Here is a 21347-nt window from a genome sequence, read left to right as displayed (position 1 = left end):
TTGTTGCTTGTACCACTAACGGGGCTTTATGGCTTCTATTGTCTGAAATCTGATACATTGCACAAACATCATATGGATTACTGTAAAGTTCATCTCTATGATTATGTGTGCCATTGCTAGTTAAGAAATGCGGAGAGGACAATATGGATGTTACTGATGAGGCTTTGTTGAGTTCTGGCTTTACACCATCGGATTTGAAGAAGATAAAGAACAACGTTGAAAGCTATGGTGGAACCTTGGGGAATGCAATCAGGGACCTGGCCAGGCGATTTATTCTTGCCGTGTGGGTTGTATCCGGTTGCCTTGCTGTATTCATTTTTCTTGTGATGTTCGCATCTGAGCAGAGTGTTTTCTCTGGTGCTATTGGCCTTTCTTGTGGCGCAGCGGTTGCAATTTTTATACAACCGCCTGTACTTGCTTATAAATCTTGGCGATTCTGTAGAGCGAACAAATCTTAATTAGTACTGTTATCAGTAGCCAGAAGATCAAAAATGACTTTCGCTTTGACACCATATCCAGCGATTTTCATCGTTAGCTTAGGCTTGCTCATTGTGTCAACTTTTCGGTAGTAATCACGCGGCAGCCAACGGAATAATCGCCAAGCTCCGGGTTTCCTTGCTAAGCCGAAGATACTATAGACACTCGCCCCTAGAGTCACCGTATTATAAAGAGCTAATCCACTTTTTGGGCTAAACCCCATGAATTGTGCGGTCTCCATTGCGCCATCAGCAAAAATTCCTTCCGATTTGGATTGTTCACCATAGCGAAGATGGCTTGCTTCTTTTGTTATACCGTTAATACCATCAACAAATAAAACTGCTCCTGCAAGAACTCCAACAGGGGTCATAGTGGACATCATAACCATCCCACCAAATAATGCTGCTCCAGATACCACTATATGGATTGCCGAAATCACGTATCCGACGATTTTATTGTTTTCCCTGACAAACTCGACCTTTGCATAAAGTTGGGCGGCTCTGGTTCTTAACAAGCGTTCTTGTTCTTGCAGATTATCTGTTTCGGCACGCAGATTTTTGATGCATGCAATGCATTCTTCATCGGTTTTGGCCCGTCGTGCAGTTTCAAATTCTTTCTCTACGACCTGCCTTATCTCTTCGACAAACTTGATACGTGTTATCCCATCTTGCAAATAGAATGCTGATAGCCGATTTGCAGTTTCGACGAGTTTCCGGGCTTCCAGATTTACCATGGTATCTGACCATGTTCTGTTCCAGCCCCTGTTGAGCAGCGCAATATCCATTAAAGACTCCCTCCCAAAATGTGTCTGGTCATTTTACGTGCAATAAGGTCGAAGACAACAGGAAATACTTTCACAACCCGCCCCCGTGGGTGTCCCGTTGCTTTATCCTTCCAGTTTACATTCTCCTGTTCAAAATATCCCCGGCTCTGTTGGTGATCTGCTAGACCGTCAGCCCAGGCCCTCGGTGAAAAGCGCTTTTCTTCGCCAAATATCGCTACGTGATGCCTTCAGCGACACACCTCACTGCAACAAGCAGTGCAGTTACACAATGCTGCTTTAGGCTGACGGAAGGGAAATAACTTGATGTTTTGGAGTGCATCTGTTCGCAAATTGTACGGCTGTTTAACATATTCTTTGTTATGCGCACCAGGATTGTAGAGGCTCAATCCTAATGTCTATTTGTGCATTGTCCAGGCTAGAGTTCTCAGATCTGTATGAGTTGCTCATTAATCGGGATGCCTTTTCGCTTCAGTGACTCAATGGCTCTTTCTATAGATGCATGGCTGACGATTCCAACGTAGAATCAACTCTAACTAGTCAAAATCAACAGATTGATCACCCGTAACGGACCTGAACACGTTCACTCGGAGCTTGCCATTCCGGTGCTTTCGTTATTTTGTTGCATTTCGAGTGGGAAAATAAGCCTTTCAACCACAACCAGAGAGACACACCATTATGTCATCACCCACCATGGTTCAGGAATACCCGGAACTCAATACTCTTAATCCCCTGCTAAATAGTATTGTTGATAAAACCGTTGATAATGTTGCACGAAAACTGATCGGCGGTTTTCGTAATAAACGAAATTCTCAACCGAATGCCAAGTCCCCCAACCTCAGTACAACGGTGGATGATACGCTTAACGCCACGTCGTCTGCGAGTGTGCTTGCCGTGGCGAATCGGGGTGTTCAGTGGAAGGAAATGATAAGCAAAAGTTTCACTCATGGCATTTCCTCTATTTCCACCATGAAGTTTGATGGCCAGTTCACGATCAAGAATGGTGTGCCGGAAGGCCTGAAAGATGTGCCAAATTCCCCAGGTGTCTATGTGGTTTATGACAGCGCCGGTGAGGTGCGGTATATCGGCGATGCGAAGGATTTACAGAAACGGTGGCATGCCGGGCATCTGAATGAAAATAAAAACGCCGAAAAGAATGGCACAGAATACAAAATGGCGGCGGAGTTTGAATCGGGCTGCACCGTCAAATTTATGGTCATGGATTCGGCAGAGACGGCAGCAGCGGTCGAGGCTAACATTTTAAAAAATGAGAAACCCCCGGTAAATAAGAAAGAAGAGCTGTGCACAGAACAGGGTACACGTTCTAATATCGAAGCAAAAAAAATGAAAGATGCGGCAAACGAGGCGGGAGGTCTAGCCTTTGGCGCAGGGAAAGAGGCATTAAAAAATGTCGGGTGGGATGTGTTTGAAATGCTCAGTACCACGATGATTAAAGCATTGAAGGATGAAGTTGTTGACCTGTTTATCACCCAGAAAGCGCAGGTGAAAATCCGTCTAAAACGCTTTTTTAATAAAATATGGCAGGTTATCGTTAACCTGATAAAAGCCCCGTTAAATCTGCTTAGAGGTTTATTCGAGTTTGTGTTAAATGCACTGTCTCAGGCCATCGGGAAAATTTATCAGTTAGCAAAAAATATCTATGATCTGGGCATGGCGGCACTCTCGCTGATGAAGGGGAGCAAAACCATGACCAGAGAAGAAACTATCTATAAGATCTCTGAGGTCATTATAACCAGCGGGACACTGGTGTTCTGGGATGCGGTAGAACCGGTGATTGAATCCGGTATGGTGGCTCTTTTTGCTCCACTGGCTCCCTTTGCCCCTTATATATCTGCCTCCCTGTGCGCGATGGGATTTGGACTGAGTAGTTACCTTTTGGCCGATATTGTCCCTAAAGCCGTCAGCCTAATTCTCTCAACGGAACCTGCCTATACCGCAAAAGGACGGGAGGCTTTCCAGCAGTTGATTGCTAACCATGAAACCAGTGTGAGTATGGTGGCAGAACTGCAAAAATATGCAGGTAGCACGGTGAATCTGATGAGTGAAACTCGGGAGCATACGTCAGAACTGAACAATGATGTCATCAGACTGACTCGCTTCACTCTTGCCGAAGAGATTAAAAAGCTGGGAGCGCAGTAATATGACGGTTGTCACGATTGTTGAGAAGAACAAAGACTGTAGCATCGACAGTTTCAAAAAAAATCTCCACGAAATAGGCAAAAAGCTGAAAGAGGGACAAGAGAGAAGTAAAGGGATACAAAAAGCGGCAGCTGACTTCAATAATCGGGGTTTTTTGGAACGTTGGGGTGGCAGTCTCACTTCGAGAAATGACACTGACTTAGCGACGATGATTGCAAGCCTGGGGGGCAGTCTGAATATCACCCAGGAAGTGATCGAGTGTTTATTACAAATCCAGTCAGAAAAAAATGTCGTGCTGAAAGAGTTTCATCTGGCGTTAATGAATACGATTCGAGACTTGAAACACAACGACACGATGCTGGATCTCAGCAGCCGTGAAAACTCAATGGCTATTTTTGAACATCTGAAATCCCAGGTGGAAGACAAACTGGAACAGGCACAGCGTGTCGAGGAACATGAAGAGGAGATTAACCGGTTACAGTCATTGACCTGGCAACAGGAGGAGATGCTTCAACGTTTGCAGGTAAGTCAGGATGAGCACGCAACACAGCTTGCACTCCTGAAGCAGGTTGTCCCACAATTCGAGCGACAGCAGCAGGAGCAATGGCAACAGTCAGGGAAGCTGGCTCTGGCCCTTGAAGAGCAGGCGGATCAGTACCAGCAACAGTTGGCCTTACTGAAGGATAAGCTGACCTTGCATGAAAACGTCGCAACAGGCATGGCAGCGCGGGTCAGCGAATTAGAGAAGACGTCTCGATTAAAACGTGCAGGACTGCGCGATTACTTGCTGTTTGCAACTAGCGCACTTGCCGCCGGACTGGTCGTTATCGAAGTGATGCGTTTTAACGGCGTTATTTAACTGCGAGGTTTACCCATTTATCTCCGCTGGGATGGGAACACATCAACCTGAGTGGAGATTGCGTCTGGCGAACAAACCTCAAGCTGGGACAGGGAAAAAACCGTTCTTTACGCTCAGTAGATAGCAGCCTGTATAAAAAATAGGCTTAACGTATGATATTTTCCGTTTCCCAAGTGGACCCCATTTAGAACCATTGAAGCAGCGGTAAACAGCGGTCATTCGGTCTGAGTGTCTCAAAGTATTTTGCAACATATGTACATTTATAATGAGCTAGCTATTAGACATTCCTATCGAGCTTTGACAAGGATTGTAACAGCAAAGTTGTAATGTCCGCTTTGGGCTAAGGTTACTACTTACTAAAATGTACCTTTGAAAAGTAGACTCTCTGCGGTACGCTTTTCGGTATCATTTACCTCGATTTTTCACGCAGCGCGCCGGAGGACTTCCGCCCCGGACGGGGCCCTGAATGCCCCTGATATCTGATGCTCCGGAGCTTAACCTGTCGCCAGCTGTCATTCTGCCCAATGAGAATTTCATGCCGATGCTGCCCGGAGGTAAAGGCCCGGTTAATCCTGCCCGGGCCTACCTGCTTTCCCTCAACTCCGCCCGTAGTTGGCAGACCAGGGCCTCGTTCCTTAGGATTCTCGCCGACATGCTCGGGGCCGCTTCCCTGGAGTCCAACCGCAGGGGTAGCCTGTGGCGCCATTACGTAATGGCCGTCACGGAACTCCTGCGCGATACCGGCCGTGCCACTGCCACCATCTGCGGCAGCCCAGGGCATTTCGCAATCTCTGTAAACCAGGCAAGTGCAGACGTTGTTGACAACGGAAAAGCAACATTTGAGAGGTAGATTGCATGCTCTCACTCTGTCAAAGCAAAAAAGGCTGTATTACGCAGCCTTTTAAAATTCACCCTTTCGGGAACACCCACACATGCTTCTCCGGCAGCGATAGATGGCAGTGCTGCGGATCCCGCACCTCATGCCCATACGCGCGAATGACAAAATCATCCCCCACCGTGCGGAACAGGTACTCCCAGCGGTCGCCGAGGTACATGCTGGTGAGCAGCGGTAGCTCAAGCTGATTTTCCCCTGGCCCCTCAACCACCGCGACGCGCTCGACGCGGATCACCGCCGTGGCGTCATTACCGCTCTGTACCCCTTCGCCCGCCTGGCCCCACAGCACCCAGCCTTTGCCTTCGATACGCGCTCTGCCGTCGCGCACTTCGGTGACCTTGCCGTGCAGGCGATTGTTGCTGCCCATAAACTCGGCGGTAAACAGCGTCTTCGGCGAGCCGTACATCTCCTGCGGCGTGCCCTGTTGCTCAATTTTGCCGTTGTTGAGCAGCAGGATGCGGTCGGAAATGGACATCGCTTCGTTCTGGTCGTGCGTCACCATCAGTGCAGATAACCCGAGCTTGATAATCAGCTCGCGCAGGAACACGCGGGCCTCTTCGCGCAGCTTGGCGTCGAGGTTGGAAAGCGGCTCGTCCAGCAAAATCACCGGTGGGTTGTACACCAGCGCCCGGCCAATCGCCACGCGCTGCTGCTGCCCACCGGAGAGCTGGTGCGGGTGACGTTTGCCAAGATGGCCCAGGCCAAGCTGGTCCAGCACGTCCTGCACGCGCTGCTGGATCTCTTTGGCCGGGACTTTGCGCAGCTTGAGCGGATAGGCCACGTTCTCAAACACGGTTTTGTGCGGCCACAGGGCGTAGGACTGGAATACCAGCCCCAGGTTACGCTCTTCCGCCGGGACCTCACTGCGCGGCGTGCCGTCGTAAACTTTACTGTTGCCAATCACAATCGAGCCCTGAGTCGGTTTTTCCAGGCCCGCGACGGCGCGGAGCAGGGTGGTTTTGCCGCTGCCGGAGGGGCCTAACAGGGAGACCACTTCGCCGCGCTTCAGGTTCATGGAGACACCTTTTAAAACAGGATTGTCGCCGTAGGTTAAGTGCAGATCGTCAACCGCTAATTCAATCATGTATTTTCACTCCGAAACGAAGGGCAATGCCCAGACCTACCACGACAAGCAGGATGTTAATGAAAGAGAGCGCCGCCACGATATCAATGGCACCCGCGGCCCAGAGGGAAACCAGCATCGAGCCGATGGTCTCCGTGCCGGGTGAAAGCAGGTACACGCCCGTTGAATATTCGCGCTCAAAGATCAGGAACATCAGCAGCCACGAACCGATAAGACCGTAGCGGGAGAGCGGAATGGTGACGTGGCGGGTGATCTGCCCGCGCGTCGCCCCGGTGCTGCGCGCCGCCTCTTCAAGCTCCGGCCCTACCTGCAGCAGCGTGGAAGAGATAAGCCTCAGCCCGTAAGCCATCCACACCACGGTATAGGCCAGCCAGACGCTGAAAATGGTGCTGCGCAGCGAACGCAGCCAGACGATGACGTTCTCACGCATCCAGTCGGTCCAGGCAAACCCGGAAAGCCAGCCTGATTTTAGCGAGTTATCCAGCCACATCGGCAGGAACAGGAACACCCACAGGAAGGCCAGACCCGCCAGCAGGCCAGGCACGGCGCGCGGCACCAGCACGCTGTAGTCCAGGAAACGCGTGGTGTTGTCCGGCTTACGGTGCATGGCAATGCCGACAAACAGGTAGCACACCACGGCCAGCGCGCCGCCAATGACGCCAATCGCCATGGAGTTGACGATGGCGCGCAGCAGGTTGGGCTGCGCCCAGATGGTGCGGAAGGTGTTCAGAGAAAGCTCGTCCCACAGCGAAACGCCCACGCCCCAGTTGGAGATAAACGCGCGCAGCACCACGCCGAGCAGCGGAACTCCGATGGTGACGGTGAGCCAGAAGGCAATCACCGCGCCAGCCACCCAGCGCCATTTACCCAGCGGTAGCGCGCGGGCCTGCGAGGCCTTGCCCTTCATGGTGACGAAGCGGTTGGCGGTGCGCATCAGGCGACGCTGGAGCATCACCAGCGGGATGGTGATGCAGATCAGCACCACGGCAACCGCCGCCATCAGGTTATAGGATGGGGTACCCATCTTGTTCGTCAGCTTATAGAGATAGGTCGCCAGCACCATGTTGCCTTCCGGGTCGCCGAGGACCAGCATCAGGCCGAACACTTCCAGCCCGAGGAAGAACAGCAGCACGGTGGCGTACAGAATGGACGGGCGTACCATCGGCAGGCTGACGGAGGTCATCACCTGCCAGGGCGACGCGCCCGCGGTGCGCGCGGCTTCTTCCACGTCGGAGCCCACGCTGCGCAGCGCTGACGAGATATACAGATAGGCGTGCGGGACGTGCGTCAGGCCGGCAATGACCACAATGCTCGACATGTCGTAGATGTTCCACGGCACAAAGCCAATCAGCGCCTCGGCCCACTGGGAGAGAAAGCCCACCGGACCGGCGGCCACCACGTAGCCGAAGCCCAGCACCATCGGTGACACGAAAATCGGGACCAGGATCAGCGGCTCAATCAGCCGGCGACCGGGCAGGTCGGTACGCACCATCAGAAACGCCAGCACGCCGCCCAGCGGGATAGAGATAAAGACCAGCCCGAAAGCCAGAATAAAGCCGCTTTTCAGGGCCTTATAAAAATCGGGGTCGGTGAAAATAAAATCAAATGATTCAAAGCTCCACTCTTTTGACGGCGAAAAGAACGGCGCGGACAGGAAGCTCTGGATCACGATAAACGACAGCGGCGTGTAGATAACCAGGGCGGTTATCAGCACGACGATGCCTCGCGGCAGGCTTTGCCACTTTCTGCGTAATGTATTCATGGGGTATCCCTGGTGTTGCAGCCCAGAAAAACGAACTCAGTCGATAAGGGAGCGCGGCGGCCAGCGCCGCGCTCAGACGCTTATTTAGCGGCGGCGGTACGCCACTCTTTGATGTACTCGAGGCGTTTTTTCGGCTGCAGGTATTCCAGCAGCGTTTGATCAACCGGGATCGGCTTCAGCGCGTTGCCGAGGATTTTGGTCAGGCCGTCGATATCGTTCTTGCCTTCGATATCGTTACGAATGGAGGGGATGTCCGCCTGATTGGCCAGAATGTTTTGCCCTTGTTCAGAGAGCACGTAGTCCAGCCACAGCTTCGCGGCATTGCTGTTTTGCGATTGCTGGCTGATGAACGACACGCGCGACAGCACCAGGGTGTAATCCTTCGGATAGGCAATGCCGAGTGACGGATCGTTCTTCGCACGCGCTTCCGCATAGGAACCGAGGATGTTGAAGCCGATCAGGTTTTCACCGGAGGAGACGCGCTCCATCATGGTGCCGGTAGACGACTGCACCGACAGGCCTCCTTTGGCGACGTCGGCCAGGGTCTTAAAGTAGTTTGGATCGGCGTTGTGATCCTGCACCGAAAGCATAAAGCCCAGACCCGATTTTTCGATATCGTAGGTGGTGACTTTGTTCTTGAATTTGTCCGTCTGGCTGGCAATCAGCTTCGCCAGCGCGGCGTGAGAATCCGGCACGTCGCCAGCCGGGATCAGACGCTTGTTGTAGATAAAGACCACCGGCTCATAGGTGGTGCCGTAGGCCTTATCTTTCCAGACCGCCCATTTCGGCAGCTGGCTTTGCTCCGGAGATTTGTACTCCATGGCGTAGTCGGTGGCGAGCTTCAGGCCGGTGTCCATCGAGGAGCTCCAGACCACGTCGCCGCTCACGCCGCCGGAAGCCTGTTCGCTGATGAAACGGTTGTACAGCTCGGTGCTGTTCATGTCGTTGTATTCGACTTTAATGCCCGGGTAGGTTTTTTCGAAGCCCTGGATCAGCGGCCCGGCAGCTTTGATGTCGGTGGTGGAATAGATGACAACCTTGCCCTCTTTCGTGGCGGCATCAACCACTTTTTGATACTCAGCAGGATAACCCTGCGGCAGGGCAGACAGTGCAGAAGCAGAGAACAGTACGGTAGCGGTAAGCAGAGAAATTCGGAACGTGTTCGACATTATAGTTAACCTTTTAGTTACATTTGAGGAACTAATTGTCAACATAGCGTAAAGCGCGCCTCCGACAATAGGGAGGCGAGGGCAATGATTCCGAAGTGTGATTGTCGCCGTCGTTTCAGCAATTAACACCATAAAATCCGCGAACGTTAGCCAACGAACGGTTGCGGATTACGGTTTATCGGGGGCTTTACGGTATAACCGGCGGGGATGACCAATATTGCCGTACAGCATTTCAACGCTGATTAAACCGCTCTCCACGCAGTATTCAAGATAGCGGCGCCCCGTGGTTTTGCTGATCCCCACGTTTTCCACCACCTCCTCAACCGACATCGCGCTGTCGGGATGCTCGGCGAACAGGCGTTTAATCCGCTCCAGCGTCTGGGGCTCAATGCCCTTTGTGGACGGCGTAACGGAGGCTTCCGCGGCAGGCAGATGAAACAGGCGATCCAGCGCATGCTGGTCGACTACCTTCACCTGCTGCACGGTGTGGATGAAGCGCATAAACCGCTCCAGCGAAGCGTGCAGGCGCTGGAAAAAGACGGGCTTGATGAGGTAATCAAACGCGCCGCTGCGCATGGCGTGGCTGCAGGTCTGCATATCGCTGGCGGCGGTGATGAAGATCACCGAACACTCATAGCTTTTCAGCAGCGGGTTATCGATGAGCTCCACGCCTTTACCGTCCGGAAGATAGTTGTCCAGCAGAATAAGTCGCGGCTGATGCTGACGAATCAGGCTGCATGCCTGCTCAATCGACGCGGCGATACCCACCACGCGTAAATGAAAATTCTGCTCGATATACTCGCGATGCAGCTCCGCCAGGTGCGGCTCATCTTCAACGATCACAACATCAAGTGCTCGGGTCATGCTTTAGCCCATTCGGAATAAACACAGAAAAAATAGTCCCTTGTGGCGTGTTGTCGGCAATCTCAATGCTGCCGCCAGCCTTATCGATATATCCTGCCACCAGATACAGGCCAATACCGTGCTCGGTGCCCACAATGTCGTTTTCACGTTCCGGTTTGCTGCTGAATCCCTGGCGGAAAATATGCGGCTTCATCGCATCCTCCACCCCACAGCCCCGGTCGGCCACCTCGATCAGCAGCTCCTGGTTACGGTCAGAAATGTAGAGTTCCACCGGCGCGGGGACCGGAGCCTTAAGGGTCGCGTCCACCGCGTTATCCAGCAGGTTACCAATAATGGACATCAGCTCCGTTTCGTTGAGCGTGGCAGGCATGCGGGTGAGCTGGCAGGCGGGGTCAAACAGCAGCTCGATGCCTTTTTCGCGCGCACTGACGTATTTTCCAAGCAGCAGACCACACAGCGCGGGAGAGGAAAAACGGGCGGAGACGAAGTCCAGCACCCGCTGCGCGCCTTCGGACTGCACCTGGATGTAACGAATCGCCTCGTCATAGTGTTTCATCTGCAGCAAGCCCACCAGCGTGGCGGTCCAGTTCAGTTGCTCGTGGCGCATAATGCGCAGGTTATCGGCATAGCGCTTGATCTGACTGAGCTGGCTGCTGAGGGTGTTGATGTCATTTTTGTCGCGAAAGCTGTAGACCCAGCCGCTTTCAACGCCGGGTTCGACCTCAATCGCCACCCGGTTGACGATTACCTCCCGCTGGTTCAGCACGGCAATCTGGTCGTGGCTGCCACTGCTCACCGAGGCGTAGCGCTGGGATAAAAAGCCCGGCGACGTCTGCAAAACGTCTTCCAGCGGTTTGCCGATAAGCGCTTTCTCACTTTGCCGAATATCCAGCATTTCTCGTGCGGCGCGGTTAATTAAAATCAGCTGCTTCTCTTCATTGACGGCAAATACCCCCTCATACATGGCTTCTAATAGCGCGCGCTGCTGCAAAACCAGCTGAGCGATATCTTTCGGCTCCAGTCGGAACATCTGTTTTTTGAGATTGCGGGTAAACAGCCAGGAGAACACAAACAGCAGCAGCAGAAGAGCCGCGCCGTACAGCCCGGACTGCCAGAGAATGCGGGCATTAATATTGGCAATATAGGAGGTCAGATAGCCGACCGAGACAATACCAATCACCTGGTGCTGCGCGTTAAAGATTGGCGCTTTGCTGCGCAGTGAAACCCCAATCCCGCCCTGGCGCACGGAAATAATGGTTTTGCCCTTTAATACCTCCGCATTATCTCCGCCGATCATCGGTAAATTAATCCGCTCCGGGGATTCCGAATGATAGAGGTGCTGTTCCTCGGTATCGCCAATCACAATGTAGCTGGCATCGCTTTCGGCGCGCAGCGGCTGGATTAACCGGGCGATGCCGGGGATATCTCTGGCCGCAACCATTGCCGCCAGACCCGGCATCAGCGCGATCTGGCTGGCCTGAACCCGGGCACGCTGGCCGAGATCGTGATGGAGCTGCCGGTCAATAAAATGAAACAGGATCGTTCCCAGCAGAACTAACAGCAGGCAAGAGAAGCACACCAGCGCTAAAAATAGCTTTACCTGAAAAGAGAGTCTGCGTTTCATTCAACCTGCGGATGTTATGTAAAAGTGACATTTGCCGAGCCTGACATGGGCAAATAGCGGACGCAATCTGGCAAGAAAAGAGTTGTGACCTGGCTTTTCGTTTTCGGCGTTATAGCCATCAGGATCCCGTCAGGCTATTCTTCATTCAGCACGATAATAATTACAGAGGCAATGTCATGGATAAAGAGCTACTGGATGCGGGTTACCGGGCCTATACCGGCGAGAAAATTGACGTTTACTTCAACACCGGGATCTGCAAACACTCCGGTAACTGCGTGCGTGGCAGCGCAAAGCTGTTTAATCTAAAACGTAAACCGTGGATTATTCCCGATGAAGTGGACGTTGAAACGGTTGTCCGCGTGATTGATACCTGCCCGAGCGGTGCGCTGAAGTATCGCCAAAAATAAGCGAGGAACCATGGATATTCTGGAAGGCCATAACAAGTTTTACGTGAATGATGCGAACGGCAACCAGGTCGCGGAGATTGTCTTCGTGCCGACTGGCGAGCATCTGAGCATTATCGAGCACACCGATGTGGATGAGAGCCTGAAAGGGCAGGGTGTCGGTAAACAGCTGGTGGCGAAAGTGGTGGAGAAGATGCGCGGTGAGAACCGCAAAATTATTCCGCTGTGCCCGTTCGCGAAACATGAGTTTGATAAAACGCGGGAATATGACGATATTCGGGCGTAAATAACACCGGCGATGGCCGGTGTTATTTTATCTTACCTGCTCAAGCAGCAATACCATCGCGATCAGCACCATTATCCCTCCAGATGCCATGCTCACGCGCCGCGCCGCCTGTGGCCGGGTCGCCAGCACCGCTTTCGAACCATACCCCACCAGCAGATAGACCAGCGTACAGGTGATAAGGTGCATCATCCCAAGCGTGGACATTTGCATTGCTAACGACCAGCTCCCGGTCGGGTCTGTAAACTGCGGGAGCAGGGCCAGGAACAGCAAAAACACTTTCGGGTTTAGGCCGCTAATACAGAGCCCTTTCACCGCCCACTGTCGCCAGTTTCCCGCGTGGTGGCTCGCCTTTTCCGGGGCGGCAGGGTGACGCAACAGTCCGATGCCGAGCCACAGGAGATACGCGGCCCCCGCGAGGGTCAGCCCGGTTAACGCCAGCGGATGTTGAGCAATCACGACCCCCACGCCAGCCACGACAATGAGCGTGGCTAACAGATGCCCTGACATCAGCCCCAGCACCGCCGGTACCACGCGTCGCCCGTTAATCCCGGCGCTAATGGCGTAGGCCCAGTCGGCGCCTGGCGTCATGATGAGCAGAAACGAAACCACCCAAAAGCCGGCCACAATACTCATTTCCATCGTTCTGAAAACTCCCGCAGTGCGTTAAACGTTGCGAAAAAGAATATCGTTAACCCTGCGAAATAGGCTTTCAATGTTATGCTCATAACACGGTGAAATTGAGAAAATCTTCCAAATGGACAGCATCGATCGAAAAATTCTTGCGGCGCTCCAGTCTGATGGACGCCTGTCGCTTACCGAGCTGGCTGAGCGGGTTAATCTGAGCCTCTCACCCTGCCATCGTCGCGTGCGGGCGCTGGAGCAAAGCGGGGCCATAACAGGATACCGTGCCAGCCTCGACCCCGCCAAAATGGGGTTTAACTTCCTGGCAATCGTCTTTGCGACGCTGAAAGAAGGGGACCGAAAGGCGGTTAGCGCGTTTGAAGAGGCGGTGGAGGAGATCCCGCAGATCGTGCTGGCGCAGCGTCTGTTTGGCGATCCCGATTATCTGATGCACGTTGTGACCCGCGACCTCTCCGCTTTCCAGAAGCTCTATGACGAGAAGCTTTCCGCCATGCCTGGCGTGCAGCATCTTCGCTCAACGCTTGTCATGAAAACGGTGGTGCAGGACAGACCTTTTCCGCTGGACGTTACGGGACGAGACTGAATGACATGCCCGGCAGAGAGCCGGGCATGAAAGGGGGGTTAGCCGACGAACATTACCGACACGCACAGCACCCCGACGATCAGCGTCAGCAGGTTGCCAATGGAACGGTACGGTTTCAGGGAGGGGATCAGATACGTCGACAGCGTCGGCATGATAAACAGGATCATGGCGATAAGCGGGCCGCTGATGGCGTAAATCATCGAAATGGCGTTCGGGTTAATGCAGCAGACAGCAAAGGTGATTAACGACACCCCCATAATGGAAATCGCGCGGTTAAAGGCGCGGCTCTTTTTCACGCCTACCTGATTGAGCGACGACTTCACGATCTCCGTCGCCCCTTCAATCACCCCAAAATAGGTGCCGAGGAACGATTTCGACATCGCAATTATCGCCACGACAATCCCGGAAATTCCCAGCCACGCCGGTGAAGAGGGCATCATCGACAGCGCGGACAGGATCGTCACCCCTTCCTCTTTGGCGGCCACAATGTACGACGGCGGAATAGAGAGCAGGCAGCTGAAGACAAAGAACAGCACGCTCAGGCAGATAATCAGGTACGCCACCTTCATGATTTTCTTGCATTTATCCATGGCGCCGTCGCCAAATTTCTCGCGACGATCAACGGCAAACGTGGAGATAATCGGCGTATGGCTGAACGCAAACACCATCACCGGAATCGAAATCCAGACCTGGTGCAGCGTGTGGCGATCGACGGCCATCTGGCTGGTCAGCAGCGAGGGCTGCCAGCTGCCGATCAGATAGAGCGAGACAAACAGGAAATAGGCAATCAGCGGAAACACCAGGAAGCCCATCACTTTTATCGTGATATGCCGTCCCATCAGGAAGATCAGATTCAGGACCAGCACCACGCCCAGGCTGACCAGCACGCGAACGGCGGTATCCACCGTCAGGTGTTTTCCCAGTTGCTCGGTTAACGAGTTGGTGATGGCCACCGCATAAATCTGCACCACCACAAAGAAGGCGATGAAATAGAGTGTGGTGATCAGGTTGCCGATCTTCCGGCCGTAATAGTGCGAAACGGCGCCGGTGATCCCTTCGTTGCCTTTCGTTTTTGACGAGAGGATAAATTGCGCCAGCGCTTTGTGCGGCCAGTAGGTTAAGGGGTAGGCCACGAGGGCAGTAATAAACAGGACGATTGCGCCTGCGGAGCCCAGCTGAATGGGCAGGAAGAGCGTTCCTGCGCCCACGGCCGTGCCGTAGAGAGCGAAACTCCAGAGAGTCTCATCTTTTGACCAAATTTTCGACATTAGAGCAACGTATCAACTATCAAACCATCAGAATGGAGTGCAATTTACCATAGTTATGCACGGAGAGCGCAGTTGCTTCGAAGGCGTTTGGCCGGAACGGACGTCCGGCCAGAAAGCGTTTAGCCTGCCAGGGCGCGTCGTTGCTGGCGGCGCTTAAGAAATTTCTCGCGAAGGCAATCGTACGCCCAGTTATAGAACATGGTGTACGGCAGGAAGAACAGGAAGAAACCTATTTCCAGTGTGAATGCCTGCAGCAGGGTGACGCCCAGTACGGCGGCGACAATCGACACGCCAATCACAATAAACCCGCATTCGAACCCCAGCGCATGCAACGCACGCACTTTTGCCGTACGTTTGACGCGCTGAACGGGCCAGAAACGGTCGAAGCCGAAGTTATAAATAATGTTCCACAGCATGGCGGTGGTCGCCAGAATAATGGTCAACCCACCCATTTCCACCACGGAACGCTGCATGAGCCACGCCGCCGTAGGGGCGAGGATCGCCGTCGCGATCCCTTCAAAACAGACAGCATGAAAGATCCGCTCCGGCAGTTTACGTTGGAGTGCATCCTGATGTTGCATAGCGATAGACCTCGTTAATTCGCCGGTATGGGCGTTGATGTGGCCTATTTTCATCGCTAAAGCTGATATATTAAAGATAGTATCCATCGCTAAAGTAGATAGGTTATGCGCTATTCACCCGAAGCCCTTACCGCGTTTGTCGAGACCGTTGCGGCAGGCTCTTTCTCTGCGGCCGCACGCCGGCTGCGTAAAAGCCAGTCGACGGTCAGCACGTCCATTGCCCATCTTGAAGCCGATCTGGGCTTCGAGCTGTTTGACCGCTCGACACGCCAGCCGGTGTTAACGGCCCAGGGGGAACAGGTGTTGGGCTATGTGCAGGCTATTCTCGCCGCCAGCACGCGGCTGGATGAGCTGGCGGTGTCGCTATCGGCGCAAACGGAGGCGCGTCTGACGTTTGTCCTTTCCGATACCCTCAACCCGGACGTGCTGGAAGAGATGATGAAACAGTTTGACGCGCGCTTTCCCCATACGGAATTCGAATGTCTGATTGGCGAGGAGGAGGACGTGATCGATCTGCTGCAAAAGGAGCGAGCGCAGATTGGCCTCACCGAGGCGCGAGACGGTTATCCTACGGATATCGGCGCTATCCGGCTGCCGATGCAGACCCGCATGGCGATCTATGTCGCGACCACGCATCCGCTCGCCGGACAACATGACGTTCAGCGTGACGAGCTGCACGGCTGGCGAGAGCTACGGCTGAGCACCTATCTTGAGCGCGAGGCGGAGATCGCGCGCGGGCCCGTCTGGTCAGCCCCGAATTACCTGTTACTCTTGAGTATGGCGGTACAGGGGTTTGGCTGGTGCGTCTTGCCGTGCGCGCTGGTGGATGAGTTTGCCGCCGCGAAATCCCTGGTACAGCTCAATGTTCCCGGCTGGCCGCGGGCGATCGGCATCGATCTGCTGTGGAATAAACGATCCCCTCCCGGCGTTGCCGGAAGCTGGCTGCGGCAGTATCTGCAGGATGCACGCTGATCCTTGTGATTAAACTCACTATTTTTAAACAATTAAGATAATTGCCAGTAACAATCCTCTACTATCGTCATGTCATTTAACACAGAGGTCGTGATGAAAGATGTCGTAATAGTGGGTGCGTTGCGTACAGCTATCGGCTGTTTTCAGGGAGCGCTTGCGCGTCACTCGGCGGTCGACCTGGGGAGCGTGGTGGTGAAAGCGCTGGTGGAACGTAGCGGGATCGCAGCACATGAAGTTGACGAGGTGATTCTGGGACAGGTCCTCACGGCCGGTGCCGGGCAAAACCCTGCGCGTCAGGCGGCGCTGAAGGGCGGGCTGCCCAATACCGTCTCCGCTATCACCATCAACGACGTCTGTGGTTCAGGGTTAAAAGCGCTGCATCTCGCGACGCAGGCCATTCAGTGTGGTGAGGCGGACGTGATCATTGCGGGCGGGCAGGAGAATATGAGCCGCGCGCCGCACGTGTTGACCGACAGCCGCACTGGCGCACAGCTGGGCAACAGTCAGCTGCTCGACAGCCTGGTGCATGACGGCCTGTGGGATGCCTTCAATGACTATCATATGGGTGTGACGGCGGAAAATCTGGCGCGCGAGTACGGTATCAGCCGTGAGGTGCAGGACGCCTATGCGCTGAGCTCGCAGCAAAAAGCGCGTGCGGCGATTGATTCCGGTCGTTTTCGCGACGAAATTGTCCCGGTCAGCGCGCTGCGTCAGAACGGCGAGGTGATGGTTGTGGATACCGATGAACAGCCGCGCACCGACGCCAGCGCTGAAGGGCTGGCCAGGCTGAATCCTGCTTTTGAAATGCAGGGCTCGGTGACGGCGGGAAACGCCTCTTCCATTAACGACGGCGCAGCCGCCGTCATGATGATGAGCGAAAGCAAAGCCCTCGAACTCGATCTTCCCGTGCTGGCCCGCATTAAGGCATTCGCCAGCGTGGGGGTTGATCCTGCGCTAATGGGGATCGCGCCGGTCTACGCCACCCGTCGCTGTCTGGAGCGTGCGGGGTGGCAGCTTTCTGATGTGGATCTGATTGAAGTGAACGAAGCCTATGCCGCACAGGCGATCTCCGTCGGAAAAATGCTGGAGTGGGATCCGCTTCGGGTTAACGTGAACGGTGGGGCGATCGCGCTGGGGCACCCGATCGGGGCGTCCGGCTGCCGGATCCTGGTTTCGCTGGTCCACGAAATGAAAAAGCGCAATGCCCGCAAAGGGATTGCCACGCTCTGTATCGGCGGCGGGCAAGGGGTGGCGCTGGCCATCGAACGCTAACCTTTCCTCATTGAAAAGACCTCCTCCGGGAGGTTTTTTTGTGCCCTTTTTCTCCCGTCGGTTTAATTGTGATCCGAACATCATTTCCGTTATAAACAAAAATAAAAAATGAAACGTTGTTTTAAATGTAATTGAAAAGCTCACTTTATGCCGATAGTATGTGCTTATTATGAAAAACGGAACGCTGTTTCGTTTTACTTCCCGCCTTCGGGCATGACCACATCTGGAGGTTACCGTGGACGTCAGAGAAAGCATCCACAGCGCGCACGCCAAAACGCTGGATACTCAGGGGCTGCGCAAGGCATTTTTAGTCGAGCAGATATTCGAGGCCGACAGGTACACCATGGTTTACAGCCATATCGACCGCATTATTGTGGGCGGCATTATGCCCGTCACGAAAACCGTCTCCGTGGGCGGCGAGGTCGGTAAACAGCTGGGCGTGAATTATTTCCTCGAGCGTCGCGAGCTGGGGGTGATCAATATCGGTGGGCCGGGCACCATCACCGTAGACGGACAGTGCTATGAGATTGGCCATCGCGAGGCACTGTACGTAGGTAAAGGGGCGAAAGACGTGGTCTTTGCCAGCATCGACGCCAGCAAGCCTGCGAAGTTTTACTACAACTGCGCGCCGGCTCACACCACCTGTCCAACCAAAAAAGTGACCACGGCAGACGTCGCGCCCGTGACGCTGGGCGACAACCTCACCAGCAACCGCCGTACCATCAATAAATACTTCGTGCCGGACGTGCTGGAGACCTGTCAGCTCAGCATGGGGTTGACCGAGCTTGCGCCAGGGAACCTGTGGAACACCATGCCGTGCCATACCCACGAGCGCCGCATGGAAGTCTACTTCTACTTCAACATGGATGAGGACGCCTGCGTGTTCCACATGATGGGACAGCCGCAGGAAACGCGCCATATCGTGATGCACAACGAGCAGGCGGTGATTTCGCCGAGCTGGTCTATTCACTCCGGCGTTGGGACAAAAGCCTACACCTTTATCTGGGGAATGGTGGGCGAAAACCAGGTCTTTGATGATATGGACCATGTTGCGGTCAGCGATCTGCGCTAGTCGCGGGCAGTGAAGCATAAACCTGCCTGTGAGTGACAGGCTCTGAAAGAGTAAGGAATAAACATGATTCTGGATGCATTCTCTCTGCAGGGGAAAGTGGCGGTGGTTTCCGGATGTGATACCGGGCTGGGTCAGGGGATGGCGTTAGGCCTGGCGGAAGCGGGCTGCGATATCGTCGGGATTAATATCGTTGAACCGACGGAAACCATCGAACGCGTGACGGCGCTGGGTCGCCGTTTCCTGAGCCTGACCGCCGACCTGCGTAAAATCGATGCCATTCCTGAACTGCTGGATCGCGCGGTGGCGGAATTCGGCCATATCGACATTCTGGTCAACAACGCCGGGCTGATTCGCCGTGAAGATGCGATCAACTTCAGTGAACGCGACTGGGATGACGTGATGGATTTGAACATCAAGAGCGTATTTTTCATGTCCCAGGCGGCGGCAAAGCACTTTATCGCCCAGGGGAACGGCGGCAAGATCGTGAATATTGCCTCCATGCTCTCGTTCCAGGGCGGTATACGCGTGCCGTCTTACACCGCGTCTAAAAGCGCCGTGATGGGCGTGACCCGCCTGCTGGCGAACGAATGGGCGAAGCATAATATTAATGTTAATGCCATTGCGCCGGGTTACATGGCGACCAACAACACCCAGCAGCTGCGTGCAGACGAGCAGCGCAGCGCGGAAATCCTCGACCGCATTCCGGCGGGGCGCTGGGGGCTTCCGCGCGATCTGATGGGGCCGGTGGTCTTTCTGGCCTCGTCGGCATCGGACTATATCAACGGCTACACCGTGGCGGTCGATGGCGGCTGGCTGGCACGTTAATTCCACCTGCATGACGAACCTCTGCCCTCGGGTGGAGGTTTTTTTTGGCTAAAAATTGCCATTATCCATATGACATAAGATGAAAAATCCATACTGAAAATTCATAAATGACGAGCTTCACAGTTTTATTGTTTAAATATTAGGTAATTAATAAAAAACAGTGCGATTTCAGCATTAGTTGAAATTGTAATGTCCATCACAGATCGTGATGCCATAGCGAAATAATCCATATCTTCACGAATTCCCGCCTGACACTTTTCTTCACTATCTCGTAATTTCATTTAACGAATTTTGCTGTTGAGGCAGGAAAAATATGACATCTATAAATGACTCTACCCTAATGCCCGCTGCGCTGCGCGATACCCGGCGCATGAACCAGTTTGTCTCCATTGCCGCTGCCGTGGCGGGCCTGTTATTTGGACTGGATATTGGCGTCATTGCCGGTGCATTACCGTTTATTACCGATCACTTTACCCTGAGCAGCCGCCTGCAGGAGTGGGTGGTGAGCAGCATGATGCTGGGCGCGGCCATCGGCGCGCTGTTCAACGGCTGGCTCTCGTTTCGTCTGGGGCGCAAATACAGCCTGATGGCCGGGGCGATTCTGTTTGTCGCCGGCTCCATTGGCTCCGCGTTTGCCGCAAACGTTGAGGTTCTGCTGCTTTCCCGCGTACTGCTGGGCGTGGCGGTGGGGATTGCCTCCTATACGGCACCGCTTTATCTCTCCGAAATGGCGAGTGAGAACGTGCGCGGGAAGATGATCAGCATGTATCAGCTGATGGTCACGCTGGGTATTGTGCTGGCGTTCCTGTCTGACACGTACTTCAGCTACAGCGGCAACTGGCGCGCAATGCTTGGCGTGCTGGCGCTGCCAGCGGTGGTGCTGATTGTCTTAGTGATTTTCCTGCCGAACAGCCCGCGCTGGCTGGCGCAAAAAGGGCGCCACGTGGAGGCAGAAGAGGTGCTGCGCATGCTGCGCGATACCTCCGAAAAAGCCCGCGAAGAGCTGAACGAGATCCGCGAAAGCCTGAAGCTCAAGCAGGGGGGCTGGGCGCTGTTTAAAATCAACCGCAACGTGCGCCGGGCGGTCTTCCTCGGCATGCTGCTGCAGGCGATGCAGCAGTTCACCGGCATGAACATCATCATGTACTACGCGCCGCGCATATTCAAAATGGCCGGGTTCACCACCACGGAACAGCAGATGATCGCCACCCTGGTGGTCGGGCTGACCTTCATGTTCGCCACCTTTATTGCCGTATTCACCGTGGACAAGGCGGGCCGCAAACCGGCGCTCAAAATTGGCTTCAGCGTGATGGCGCTCGGCACGCTGATCCTCGGCTACTGCCTGATGCAGTTTGATAACGGCACGGCCTCCAGCGGACTTTCCTGGCTTTCTGTCGGGATGACCATGATGTGTATCGCAGGCTACGCGATGAGCGCCGCGCCCGTAGTGTGGATCCTGTGCTCCGAAATCCAGCCGCTTAAATGCCGTGACTTTGGCATCACCTGCTCCACGACCACCAACTGGGTATCGAACATGATCATCGGTGCGACTTTCCTGACGCTGCTGGACGCGATTGGCGCAGCGGGAACGTTCTGGCTCTATACGGTGCTGAACGTGGCGTTTATTGGTATCACGTTCTGGCTGATCCCGGAGACTAAAGGCGTGACGCTGGAACACATCGAGCGCAAGCTGATGGCCGGGGAGAAGCTGCGGAACATCGGCGTGTGATCGTATTGCCTGTCTACGTATTCCAGCGTATGCAGGCG

General features: G+C 54.2%; 20 protein-coding genes. 11 read left to right on the top strand and 9 right to left on the bottom strand.

Features of this window, described 5'->3' with window-relative positions; translation table 11 throughout:
• Positions 1-143: 143 nt before the first annotated feature.
• Positions 144-458: a hypothetical protein gene (locus ACMGGQ_RS16810; RefSeq protein WP_015673660.1), complete on the top strand. Its 315-nt coding sequence runs from the start codon at positions 144-146 to the stop codon at positions 456-458.
• Here ACMGGQ_RS16810 and ACMGGQ_RS16805 read toward each other — a convergent pair.
• Positions 455-1261: a DUF4225 domain-containing protein gene (locus ACMGGQ_RS16805; RefSeq protein ID WP_023306876.1), complete on the bottom strand. Its 807-nt coding sequence runs from the start codon at positions 1259-1261 to the stop codon at positions 455-457. The two genes, ACMGGQ_RS16810 and ACMGGQ_RS16805, sit on opposite strands and share 4 nt — an antisense overlap.
• 675 nt (positions 1262-1936) lie before the next feature.
• Here ACMGGQ_RS16805 and ACMGGQ_RS16800 point away from each other — a divergent pair.
• Together ACMGGQ_RS16800 and ACMGGQ_RS16795 are read left to right on the top strand one after the other, a co-directional pair.
• Complete coding sequence (locus ACMGGQ_RS16800) at positions 1937-3418, top strand: GIY-YIG nuclease family protein (RefSeq protein ID WP_420290305.1); 1482 nt, start codon at positions 1937-1939, stop codon at positions 3416-3418.
• Position 3419: 1 nt separating this feature from the next.
• On the top strand, positions 3420-4277 hold the full coding sequence (locus ACMGGQ_RS16795) for a hypothetical protein (RefSeq protein WP_420290304.1): 858 nt from the start codon (positions 3420-3422) through the stop codon (positions 4275-4277).
• Positions 4278-5185: 908 nt separating this feature from the next.
• Here ACMGGQ_RS16795 and ACMGGQ_RS16790 read toward each other — a convergent pair.
• The 5 genes from ACMGGQ_RS16790 to ACMGGQ_RS16770 all read right to left on the bottom strand — a co-directional run bounded on the left by ACMGGQ_RS16790 (position 5186) and on the right by ACMGGQ_RS16770 (position 11675).
• Positions 5186-6256, bottom strand: coding sequence for an ABC transporter ATP-binding protein (locus tag ACMGGQ_RS16790; protein ID WP_420290303.1), 1071 nt, complete (start codon positions 6254-6256; stop codon positions 5186-5188).
• Positions 6249-8018: an ABC transporter permease gene (locus ACMGGQ_RS16785; protein WP_023294491.1), complete on the bottom strand. Its 1770-nt coding sequence runs from the start codon at positions 8016-8018 to the stop codon at positions 6249-6251. The genes ACMGGQ_RS16790 and ACMGGQ_RS16785 overlap by 8 nt, the downstream gene beginning before the upstream one ends.
• An 80-nt stretch (positions 8019-8098) precedes the next feature.
• On the bottom strand, positions 8099-9187 hold the full coding sequence (locus ACMGGQ_RS16780; protein WP_420290302.1) for an ABC transporter substrate-binding protein: 1089 nt from the start codon (positions 9185-9187) through the stop codon (positions 8099-8101).
• Positions 9188-9355: 168 nt separating this feature from the next.
• Positions 9356-10051: a response regulator gene (locus tag ACMGGQ_RS16775; RefSeq protein WP_023326016.1), complete on the bottom strand. Its 696-nt coding sequence runs from the start codon at positions 10049-10051 to the stop codon at positions 9356-9358.
• Positions 10035-11675, bottom strand: coding sequence for an ATP-binding protein (locus ACMGGQ_RS16770; RefSeq protein ID WP_420290301.1), 1641 nt, complete (start codon positions 11673-11675; stop codon positions 10035-10037). The genes ACMGGQ_RS16775 and ACMGGQ_RS16770 overlap by 17 nt, the downstream gene beginning before the upstream one ends.
• 176 nt (positions 11676-11851) lie before the next feature.
• On the opposite strand from ACMGGQ_RS16770, the gene yjdI reads away from it, so the two are divergent.
• Together yjdI and ACMGGQ_RS16760 are read left to right on the top strand one after the other, a co-directional pair.
• Positions 11852-12082: a 4Fe-4S mono-cluster protein YjdI gene (gene yjdI / locus ACMGGQ_RS16765; protein WP_008499689.1), complete on the top strand. Its 231-nt coding sequence runs from the start codon at positions 11852-11854 to the stop codon at positions 12080-12082.
• 10 nt (positions 12083-12092) lie between these two features.
• Positions 12093-12365, top strand: a complete 273-nt coding sequence (locus ACMGGQ_RS16760) for a GNAT family N-acetyltransferase (RefSeq protein WP_008499687.1) — start codon at positions 12093-12095, stop codon at positions 12363-12365.
• Positions 12366-12392: 27 nt separating this feature from the next.
• On the opposite strand, the gene ACMGGQ_RS16755 is transcribed toward ACMGGQ_RS16760, so the two are convergent.
• Complete coding sequence (locus ACMGGQ_RS16755) at positions 12393-13004, bottom strand: LysE family translocator (RefSeq protein ID WP_048029141.1); 612 nt, start codon at positions 13002-13004, stop codon at positions 12393-12395.
• A 115-nt stretch (positions 13005-13119) separates the two neighbouring features.
• On the opposite strand from ACMGGQ_RS16755, the gene ACMGGQ_RS16750 reads away from it, so the two are divergent.
• Complete coding sequence (locus tag ACMGGQ_RS16750) at positions 13120-13590, top strand: Lrp/AsnC family transcriptional regulator (RefSeq protein ID WP_008499685.1); 471 nt, start codon at positions 13120-13122, stop codon at positions 13588-13590.
• A gap of 38 nt (positions 13591-13628) precedes the next feature.
• Here ACMGGQ_RS16750 and ACMGGQ_RS16745 read toward each other — a convergent pair whose 3' ends face one another.
• Positions 13629-14858, bottom strand: coding sequence for an amino acid permease (locus ACMGGQ_RS16745; RefSeq protein WP_045909904.1), 1230 nt, complete (start codon positions 14856-14858; stop codon positions 13629-13631).
• Positions 14859-14977: 119 nt separating this feature from the next.
• Positions 14978-15439 (bottom strand): multidrug/biocide efflux PACE transporter, encoded by a 462-nt coding sequence (locus ACMGGQ_RS16740; protein WP_023333288.1) that lies wholly within the window; start codon positions 15437-15439, stop codon positions 14978-14980.
• Positions 15440-15544: 105 nt separating this feature from the next.
• Between ACMGGQ_RS16740 and ACMGGQ_RS16735 the strand changes: the two genes are divergently transcribed.
• From ACMGGQ_RS16735 to ACMGGQ_RS16715, 5 genes are all read left to right on the top strand, one after another.
• The gene (locus ACMGGQ_RS16735) at positions 15545-16411 is read left to right on the top strand and encodes a LysR family transcriptional regulator (protein ID WP_420290300.1); all 867 of its coding nucleotides are present in this window, start codon (positions 15545-15547) and stop codon (positions 16409-16411) included.
• Positions 16412-16504: 93 nt separating this feature from the next.
• Positions 16505-17683 (top strand): acetyl-CoA C-acetyltransferase, encoded by a 1179-nt coding sequence (locus tag ACMGGQ_RS16730; RefSeq protein ID WP_045415627.1) that lies wholly within the window; start codon positions 16505-16507, stop codon positions 17681-17683.
• A 235-nt stretch (positions 17684-17918) separates the two neighbouring features.
• Positions 17919-18755, top strand: coding sequence for a 5-dehydro-4-deoxy-D-glucuronate isomerase (gene kduI / locus ACMGGQ_RS16725; protein ID WP_045909902.1), 837 nt, complete (start codon positions 17919-17921; stop codon positions 18753-18755).
• Positions 18756-18818: 63 nt separating this feature from the next.
• Positions 18819-19580 carry a 2-dehydro-3-deoxy-D-gluconate 5-dehydrogenase KduD gene (gene kduD / locus ACMGGQ_RS16720; RefSeq protein WP_048224726.1) on the top strand — a complete coding sequence of 254 codons (762 nt, stop codon included), beginning with the start codon at positions 18819-18821 and terminating at the stop codon, positions 19578-19580.
• A 313-nt stretch (positions 19581-19893) separates the two neighbouring features.
• The gene (locus ACMGGQ_RS16715) at positions 19894-21309 is read left to right on the top strand and encodes a sugar porter family MFS transporter (RefSeq protein ID WP_045909900.1); all 1416 of its coding nucleotides are present in this window, start codon (positions 19894-19896) and stop codon (positions 21307-21309) included.
• The last annotated feature ends 38 nt before the right edge of the window (positions 21310-21347 follow it).

The organism is Enterobacter sp. BNK-13 (assembly GCF_048685015.1).
GTDB lineage: Bacteria > Pseudomonadota > Gammaproteobacteria > Enterobacterales > Enterobacteriaceae > Enterobacter > Enterobacter quasiroggenkampii.
This window is presented reverse-complemented; position numbering and strand designations above follow the sequence as displayed.